The sequence below is a fragment of the uncultured Bifidobacterium sp. genome (assembly GCF_959020145.1).
Taxonomy (GTDB): Bacteria; Actinomycetota; Actinomycetes; order Actinomycetales; family Bifidobacteriaceae; genus Bifidobacterium.
This window is the reverse complement of the sequence record NZ_CAUEQY010000040.1, coordinates 1-9,231: the sequence shown is the minus strand read 5'-3', so window position 1 is coordinate 9,231 and position 9,231 is coordinate 1. Positions and strand designations below refer to the sequence as shown.

General features: G+C 59.8%; 5 protein-coding genes. 3 read left to right on the top strand and 2 right to left on the bottom strand.

The genetic code is table 11. From position 1 onward, the window contains the following. Positions 1-127: 127 nt before the first annotated feature. Positions 128-1,012, top strand: coding sequence for an aromatic amino acid DMT transporter YddG (gene yddG, locus Q5H33_RS07460; protein WP_302423819.1), 885 nt, complete (start codon positions 128-130; stop codon positions 1,010-1,012). 281 nt (positions 1,013-1,293) lie between these two features. On the opposite strand, the gene Q5H33_RS07455 is transcribed toward yddG, so the two are convergent. Together Q5H33_RS07455 and Q5H33_RS07450 are read right to left on the bottom strand one after the other, a co-directional pair. After that, positions 1,294-3,624: a YhgE/Pip domain-containing protein gene (locus tag Q5H33_RS07455; protein ID WP_181974406.1), complete on the bottom strand. Its 2,331-nt coding sequence runs from the start codon at positions 3,622-3,624 to the stop codon at positions 1,294-1,296. Then, positions 3,621-6,332: a YhgE/Pip domain-containing protein gene (locus tag Q5H33_RS07450; RefSeq protein ID WP_138266687.1), complete on the bottom strand. Its 2,712-nt coding sequence runs from the start codon at positions 6,330-6,332 to the stop codon at positions 3,621-3,623. Before Q5H33_RS07450 ends, Q5H33_RS07455 begins: the two co-directional genes overlap by 4 nt. 308 nt (positions 6,333-6,640) lie before the next feature. On the opposite strand from Q5H33_RS07450, the gene fbaA reads away from it, so the two are divergent. Both fbaA and Q5H33_RS07440 read left to right on the top strand, forming a co-directional pair. Beyond that, entirely contained in the window at positions 6,641-7,708 is a 1,068-nt protein-coding gene (fbaA, locus tag Q5H33_RS07445; RefSeq protein ID WP_033499608.1) for a class II fructose-bisphosphate aldolase, read from the top strand. A 210-nt stretch (positions 7,709-7,918) separates the two neighbouring features. Beyond that, positions 7,919-9,205 (top strand): adenylosuccinate synthase, encoded by a 1,287-nt coding sequence (locus Q5H33_RS07440; protein ID WP_022244668.1) that lies wholly within the window; start codon positions 7,919-7,921, stop codon positions 9,203-9,205. Positions 9,206-9,231 lie beyond the last annotated feature (26 nt).

The following is a 9,231-nucleotide window of genomic DNA, read 5'->3' as shown; positions in this document are numbered from 1 at the left end:
TGTCCGTTTCTGCAGAATCGGACATGCGGGGTGGGCGGCAGGTAGGCTGGAATCCGTGAATACGGATCAGAAACTTCCCGCCGAATCCGCAGGCGAACGCCCCAGTACCCCCCTATTTGGTCATGCCATATCACACGCGGCGACACTCATCGGCCTGTTCGCAATCGTCCTGTGGGGCTTCATGGCCGGCCTCGTGCGACTCGTTTCCGAATCGTTCGGCGCCACGCTCGGCTCGGCGCTCATCTACACTGTCGGCGGCATGCTCCTGCTCATCGTGCGACGGCCGAAACCGATTAGCCAAGCGCCACGCAAGTACCTCGTCGCAGGCGGACTCATGTTCATTGCATACGAGACGTCGATCTCGCTGTCGATCGGTCTGGCCACAACGAACGCGCAATCTGTGGAAGTCAGCCTCGTCAATTATTTGTGGCCGACGCTGCTGGTACTGATGACCGCCGCCGTGTCGCACAAACGCGGCTCGGTCTCCGAAGCGCTGCCGGGTGCAATCGTAGCCACCGTCGGCGTGGCAATGGCGGTCGGCGGTGAAAACCTTGACGTGCAGGAAGCGGTTGCCAATATCGCCAGCAATCCATTGCCGTACGCGCTCGCGTTCGCAGGCGCCTTTATTTGGGCGATTTACGCGACCGTGACGCCATCGATGTCCGATGGTTACGATGGTACGACGATTTTCTTCTGTTGCGTTGCTGTTGTGCTGTGGATTATCCATTTCGTTTCGGGCGACGGTTTGCCAGCTGTAGCGCCTGGCATCGGTGGCTATATTGCGCTGCTCGCATGTGCCGCGTCGATTGCTGGCGGCTACGCGTGCTGGGGGTATGGCATGCTACATGGCAGTATGGAAACGCTTGCGATCGGTTCGTATGCGACGCCGCTGTTCTCCACTGCTTCCAGCACGCTCCTATTGGGCGTGACGTTGGGCATGCCATTCTGGATCGGTGTCGCGCTGGTGGTGGTCGGCTCGCTGATCAACGTGTGGTTTGTGCGACGCCGCTGATTGTCCGATTCTGCAGAATCGGACGCTTGTTGGTGTGTGAGGATGCGACATGTGGGGTAGTGGCGGCGCAGAGGAGCGCCGGGATGGTGCAGCGGTACGTAAGGGAAGTGACTGGGCAGGACAATGCCCTACGCATCCACGCTAGCTTAGGTTTTTGTCGGCTGGTATTTGGTGTGTGTTGCCGTTGGCGGTGATGGTGATGCGTCGCCAATGACGCGTCCATGTGTGCCAGCCGAAACCGATCTAAACCGGCTTAAACCAGCCCGTTCAAATCCACCTCGTCACATCACCTTGGTGGATTCCAGATTGCGGCTCACCCAGTTGTTCAACCGGATCACCGGCTTGCGCAACACCAATCCCAGCAGCAGCGAAGGAATCAGGAACAAGGCGAGATACACCATGTCAAGCAGGTACTCATTGCCGTACGATCCGGCCATCGCGGCGTGCATGGCATCGATGGCGTGCGGGAACGGTAGGAACGGGTAGAGCATTTGGAAGAACTTCGGCAGCGTCTCGATAGGGAACGTACCGCCCGAACCGGCGACCTGCATCACCAGCAGCACCACGGCCACGGCCTTGCCGATATCGCCGAACGACACGGTCAGCGTATACACGATATTCGAGAACACGAGCGCGGCAAGCCACCCCACGGCAAGGAACTGCAGCGCATGATTCGCCTGCACGCCAAGGAAATACATGTCACCCAGGCAAACCAGTGTGCCCTGCAGCAACGCGAGCAGTGCGAAGATCGCGTACCGTCCGAAATACTCGTGGTCGAGGCGCAGTCCCCAACGTGAGGCGTTCCCCGGGCCGGACGGGCCGGCGACGCGCGGCAGCGTGTCGCCCAAGCCCAGCACATGCGCCTTCTCGCGGTCCGAAATTGTCACTTTCAGCATGGCGCACAGGATGATCGCACCCACCCAGATTGACAGGATCGTATAGAACGGCGCCATGGCCGAACCGTAGTTCGCGATCGGGTACACTGAGACGCGCTGCAGTGCGACGGGCGCGGAAATCAGCGTGGACAGTGTGGACGCGTTGGCGGTGGCCAGTGCACGTAGTTCGTCCGATTCACCCGAATCGGACGAACTGGCGTCGTTGTCACCGTCTCCACCATCGCTGTTGCCGTCACCGGCGTTCCCGCCCGTCTCCAGCTTCGTGATCAGCTCCTTCACCGTCGCTGCCGACGAGTCGAGTTTCTTCGCGATCGCGCCGAGCGTGGAACGGATGGATGTCACATTCGTCCCCACATCGCCCGTCACATCGTCCAGATCGTCGGCGGTGCCGCTCAGCTGGGTGATCATGCTGTCGGTTTGGGAGATCAGCGTGCTGACTGTGGAGGCGAGCGCGTCGATTTTCGGCTTGACGTTCGTGGCGTAATCGTCGCGCACATTGCTGATCGACTGCTTCGCGGAGGTGATGCGGTTCAGGATCTCCTTGCGGGAGCGTTCCGCGGCTGCGGTATCCTGCGTGACCTGCGTGGAAGCGTCTTTCAGCTGCTGCGCGAGCTTCTGCGAATCGCCTTTGGCGGCTTCCAGCAGCGTGATCTCCCGGTCGATGGCTTCCAGCAGCGCCTGTTTCGCGGAATCACTGTCCGGTAGTTGTTCCACCGATTCGTGCATGTGGTTGAGGCTTGTGATGTACGTGTCGTACAGCGATTCGCTGCTGGAGACTTGTTCGCTCAACGTTGTCAACTGGCTGGCTGCGGTGTCTGAGTCCTTGCCGATCGCGTCGAACGCCTTGTTCACCTTGGCAGCTACTTGGTCGAACGCGCCTGACACCTGGTCGAGCGCGGTGTTCACTGAGGAGGTGACGTTCGCACCTGCCGAAGTGAACGACGTGGCACCTGATTTGCCTTGCTTCAACGCGTTCTGGGCCTGTTTGCCCGCCTTGGTCGCCGAGGCGAGCAGTTTGCCCGTGGAATCCACGATGTCGTTCGCCGAGCCGAGCAGCTGCGAATACGACGTTACCTGCTGCGATGCGCCGCTCAGCGTATCCGCCATGGTGGTGAGATTGCCGTTGAGGTTGCGCATGTATTCGGCCATTTGCGGGCTTTGCGAATAGTGTAGGATGCTTGAGGCCAGGTCGAGTCCGACTTGCGCAATCGTTTTGGCGAAGGTTTTGTCGATTGTGTTGACCACGGTTGTCGCGCCCTGATCGGTGATATGCGGGGCGATCGGGTTGATTTTCTCGTTCAGATAGTACTTGAGCTGCGCGTGTTTGATGTCGGGGGAGAACAGCGTCATCATGTCGGCGCTGAAACCTTTCGGAATTACGATCGCCGCATAGTATTCGCCGGATTTCACCCCGTCGATTGCCTTGTCGCTTTTCACGAATTGCCAGTCCAGCTGGTCGTTGGCGTGCAGTGTGCTGATGATGGTTTCGCCCACGTTGACGCGCACCGGTATGAGATCCGACTTGTAACCCTTGTCGTTATTGGCCACGGCGACCTTCAATGCCTTGGTGTTGCCGTAGGGGTTCCAGCTGGCCGCGATGTTGAACCAGGCGTACAGCGCCGGTACCACCACCAGGCCCATCGAGACGATCACGGCGATCACGTTGCGGGTGGCGTGGCACATGTCCCGCTTGAAGATGCCCCAGATTATTTTCACTGTTCGTTCCCCTCCTCACGCAGACTCCTGCCAGCATTTCCGTCCGTGTTTCCAGCCTCATACTCAGCCGCATGTTCAGGCGCATGTCCGGCCGAACCACCATGCGCAGCCTCATACAGCCTCGTGCGTACGGCATGCATCGGCTTGTAATGCATGCCCGGCCGGAATAGCAGGTTCTCGTGCAGGATCGCGCTGCGGAACTCTTCCGCACTCATCGCTTCCTCGCCCAGATAATTCGCATACCGTTCGCGCAGATACTCCACCACGATGAGATACGTGTCGATGGCGATGATCGAAATGATCCAACCGAGCAGCATGGCGAGCTTCATGCGCGTGATGAATAGCAACAGCAGAAACACGAACGGCAGTACCGCCAGCGCGAGGAATCCCCAGCGCACCAGGCGCGGGTACAGGCGGAAGAAATGAATCGCCCGTCTGCGGGCGAGTTCGGGGAACTCCTCGGCGATCTGCTGCGCGGTCTCGGTGAGCCGCAACGGTTCCACCGTGCCTTCGTTATGTTCGGTGATCATCAGATCAGTGTCCGCCAGACGGTTGTCGAACAGGCGGTTGAGGTTCAACGCCAGCTTGCGGACGACCAAGCCGATGAACAGCGCCACAGGCAGATACCAGAACAGCGAGAGCATGTCGATCCAATAATGGTTGGCATACATGCCGCCGATCGGCCCGCGCATCGCGTTGATGCCGTAGGTGAACGGTAGGAACGGTTTCAGACGGCGGAAGAATTCCGGCATCATCTCGATGGGGTAGAGGCCTGCCGCGCCCGGAATCTGGATGATCACCAGAATCACGGCGACGGCCTTGCCGATATGCCGGAACGCCACGGCGAGCGCGTAAATGATGTTCACGTAGACGAACGAGGCGAAAATGCCGGCGAGGATGAACAGGAACGGATGCTCGCATTGGATGCCCAGCGCGAGATCGCCGATCGTGGCGATGATCGCCTGCAGGAATCCGACCGTGACGAACAGCAGCCAACGGCCCATATAGCCTTGGCGTGGCGTGTACATGCGGATCTTCTCATCGCGGTCCACTTCAAGCTTGTAGATCGCGACGAGCACGAATCCGCCGACCCATAGCGCAAGATTCGTGTAGAACGGCGTGACCGCGGAACCATAGTTTTTGACCGGGTAGAGGACCTGTTCGTCCAAATGCACCGGCTCGCCCACGAACGAGCCGACCTCGCTCGCGTCAAGTCCGAGCGCTTGGGAAAGCTGCTGGAACATCGCCGAACTGCTCAACGCGGCCACATCGGTGCGCGTGGTGTTGAGCTGTTTGGCGAGATTGGCGAGCTGCGTCTGCGTGCCAGCAATGGTGGTGTTCGTTTGGGTCACGGTGCGCGACAACTGGTCGAGCAGCCCGTTGCCCTGTTCCAGTGTGCTTTGCAGCGTGGTAAGCGTGCCGGACAGCGACCCATTGGCCAGGCTGAGTGTATCGAGCCCGGTGTTGAGATTCGGCATGACCGTGCCGGTGATGGTCGTGCGTGCGCTCGCCATCGACGCCGTGCCGTTTTTCGCCAGCGTGGTGACATCGTCGTTGAACCCGTTCGCGGTGTTCTTCCCCGCGTTGATCGCAGCCGTGGTGTCCTGATCGAAGGCGTCGATGCGCTGCTGCTGGAACGTCAGCTGTTTGCGGGCTTCGGCGAGTTGCGCGGAAAGATCCTTATACGTTTGGCTGTTCGGATCCAGCTGGCTGGCCTGCAACGCCTTCTCCACGCCGTCGAGCACATTGCCGGTGGTGGTGTTGACGTGATGCATGGTGCTGGACACTTGGTCGAGCGCGTCCTGCGTGGTGTTCAGTCCGCTGAGCACGGTGCCGGTGGCATTGCTCACGTTGACCTGCAGACCGGACAGTTGCGTGCTGCCGTTGTCGAGCGCTCCGACCAGCGTGTTCGAGAATCGTTCGGTTTGTGTGCGCGTCTCGCTCAGCAAGTCGGACGCCTTGCCGACGGTGTCAAGCGAGTTGGTGATTCCCGAGGCGAGCGCGATGTTGGACTGTTTGGCCGAATCGATGGTGGTGAGGGCCTTGTCGAGCGTGGAACGCGTGCCGCGCAGCTGCTGTTGGACGGTTTCGAGCTGGTTGATGGTGTCGGTCAGATCGTTGATGACGTCGCTTTGCGCGCTTTTCATGCTGCCGGTGGTTTCTCCCGCTGCCTCCTTCACTTCCTTCGCCACGGCGTCGGCCACGCTGGAAACGAAAGTGGTGTTGATCTGCTCGTCGATCGTGGTCGCACCCGTATCGGTGATTTTCGGCGCGATCGCGTTCAGCTTTTCGTTGATGTAGTACGTGATCGACGGTCGGTCGCCTTTACCAGTGACGGTGCCGATTAGTCTGGAGCTGAAGTCTTCCGGCAGTACGATCGCCGCATAGTATTTGCCGGATTCCACGCCTTCGATGGCTTGCTGCTCGGGAACGAAACGCCAGCCGAGCTGATGGTTCTTCTTAAGCTGGTTGACGGTTTGCTGGCCAGCGTCGAGATGACCGACCAGCGTGGAGGTTGTGCCCTTGTCCTCGTTCGCCACAGCGACCTGGATGTTGCCCGTGTTCGCGTACGGGTCCCAGTTGGCGAGGATGTTGCACCATGCGTACAGTGATGGGATGATGGCCACACCCAGCGTGACGACGAGCGCCACTGGGTTCTTCAGAATGCGTTTCACGTCTCGAAGGAAGATGGCGAAAACCTGGTGCATCAAGTCTCCTCGCGGGTATTGGTCGCAACATCTACGTGCGGCGGCATGCCCGTGCGGGAATACCCGGTTGGGCTCTTCGTCGCGCGATCCGGTGGATATTCTATGACTTCCGATGGAACGATCGCAATGGTTTCGCCCTGTTTAATGGTCGGTCCCGCAAATGTCGGGATATGAGACGAAAACGCTCGGCATATGGCCCTAGTGGGGCGGGCGACCTGGATATGGAGCGGACGGTCGGGAAAACGGAAAGGAAAGATGGCGAATGTTGTCACATGATAAGTGGGATAGGGTCGGGCGATAATGGAGGCATGACTATTGCAACGCCGGAACGTTATGCGCAAATGCTGGACGCCGCACGCCGCGGCGGTTACGCCTATCCCGCGATCAATGTGACCAGCACACAGACCCTGAACGCCGCACTCCAAGGTTTCGCCGAGGCGGAATCCGATGGCATCATCCAGGTCTCCGTAGGCGGCGCCGCCTACTTCTCCGGGCAACGCGTCAACGACCGCGTCACCGGCTCGCTTGCCTTCGCAGCCTTCGCGCACGAAGTCGCGGCGAAATACCCCAACATCACCATCGCCCTGCACACCGACCACTGCGCCAAACAGTATCTGGACGAATGGGTGCGCCCCCTGCTCGACCATGAAGCCGAACAGGTGAAGCACGGTCAGGAACCGACCTTCCAGTCACACATGTGGGACGGTTCCACAGTGCCGCTGGGTGAAAACCTCGACATCGCAGAAGAACTGCTCGACAAATCCCAAGCCGCGCACACCGTGCTGGAAATCGAAATCGGCGCGGTCGGCGGCGAAGAAGACGGGCACAGCGCCGAAATCAACGACAAACTGTATTCCACGCCCGCGCAAGGCATCGCCGTCGCGCAACGACTCGGCCTTGGCGAGCGCGGACGCTACATGGCCGCCTTCACCTTCGGCAACGTGCACGGCGCATACAAACCGGGCGTGGTGAAACTGCGCCCCGAACTGCTCGACGAAATCCAGACCACGGTCGCGCTCGCGATTAAGGCCGGCGAAATGCCCGACCCCGCGCACTCGCTGGATGTCGCTCCCGGTAAGCCGTTCGCCCTGGTGTTCCACGGTGGTTCCGGCTCCGCGCCGGAGGAGATCGCGCAGGCCGTGAGCTACGGCGTGGTGAAGATGAACATCGACACCGATACGCAGTACGCATTCAGCCGTGCGGTGGCCGGTCACATGTTCTCCAACTATGATTCGGTGCTCAAAATCGATGGCGAGGTGGGCAACAAGAAGATGTACGACCCGCGTTCGTGGGGGCGCGAAGCGGAAAGCGCCATGGCCGCACGCGTGGTGGAGGCTTGCAGGCAGCTTGGCAGCGCGGGCAAGGCGTTGAAGTAGTGTGATGCCGCACGCGCCGCGTAATGCATGCGGCGTGTGGCGGCACGGTGGGTGTGTCGCGTTGTATGAGACGAAAACGATGGAACTGACTAGTTTCAACGGCCGATCGGTGCATATCCGGCAGATATCCGGTAGAGGGCGCAGGATAGTCTTTGTAAGGCCTTGGTAAGGCTTTGAGGCGAAATCGCATACGCGCGGAGGTGCAACAACATGCCTGGAATTGTTTTGATCGGTGCCCAGTGGGGAGACGAAGGCAAGGGTAAGGCGACCGACCTGATCGGCACGAAGGTCGACTATGTTGCCCGCTTCAACGGCGGCAACAATGCGGGCCATACCGTGGTGGTCGGCGACGAATCGTATGCGCTGCACCTGCTGCCCTCCGGCATCATCAGCCCGACCGCGACTCCGGTTATCGGCAACGGTGTTGTTGTTGATCCTGAAGTGCTTTTCGAAGAGATCGACGGCTTGGAAAGCCGCGGTGTGGACTGCTCCCGACTGCTGGTGAGTGAGGGTGCGCACATTATTGCGCCGTATCATCGTGTGCTTGATAAGGTGACGGAACGTTTCCTGGGTAAGCACAAGATCGGTACCACCGGTCGCGGCATCGGACCTGCGTATGCCGACAAGATTAATCGCGTGGGCATCCGCGTGCACGACCTGTTCAATGCTGAGCATTTGCACGACAAGGTTGAGGCAAGCCTGCATCAGAAGAACCAGATGCTGGTGAAGCTGTACAATCGTCGTCCGATTGATGTGAACGAAACCACGGATGAGCTGCTCAAGCTCGGCGAACGTTTGAAGCCGTACGTGGCCAACACCTCGCTGGTGCTCAATAAGGCACTTGACGAAGGCAAGACCGTGCTGTTCGAAGGCGGCCAGGCCACTATGCTCGACGTGGATCACGGCACATATCCGTTTGTCACGTCCTCCAACCCGACTGCCGGCGGCGCATGCACCGGTACCGGTGTCGGCCCGACCAAGATCACCCGCGTGATCGGCGTTTCCAAAGCGTACGTGACCCGCGTGGGCGAAGGACCGTTCCCGACCGAGCTGTTCGGCGAGGAAGGCGAATGGCTGCGAGCCCAGGGCCACGAGTACGGCGTGACCACCGGCCGTCCGCGTCGTTGTGGCTGGTTCGATGCGGTCGTCAATCGTTATGCGGCTCAGGTCAACGGCCTGACCGACATCGTGCTCACCAAGCTCGACGTGCTTACCGGCCTGAAGGAAATCCCATTGTGCGTGGCCTATGATGTCAACGGCGAACGCCGCGACGATATGCCTACTGATCAGTCCGAATTCGCGGCAGCGAAGCCGATCTACGAATCCATGCCGGGTTGGGACGAGGATATTTCCCAAATCCACGACTTCAATGATCTGCCGAAGACCTGTCAGGATTACGTCAAGCGTCTTGAGGAACTGTCCGGCTGCCGTATCTCCGTGATCGGCACCGGCCCGCAGCGCGACCATATCATCCAGATCAATTCGCTGGTCGACTGACCGTCGGCAACGAGTTTCCCGGCTTG

Coding starts and splice junctions, on each gene's coding strand:
- Q5H33_RS07450 (WP_138266687.1), bottom strand. CDS start 6,332: ATGCACCAGGTTTTCGCCATCTTCCTTCGAGACGTGAAACGCATTCTG.
- fbaA (WP_033499608.1), top strand. CDS start 6,641: ATGACTATTGCAACGCCGGAACGTTATGCGCAAATGCTGGACGCCGCA.
- Q5H33_RS07440 (WP_022244668.1), top strand. CDS start 7,919: ATGCCTGGAATTGTTTTGATCGGTGCCCAGTGGGGAGACGAAGGCAAG.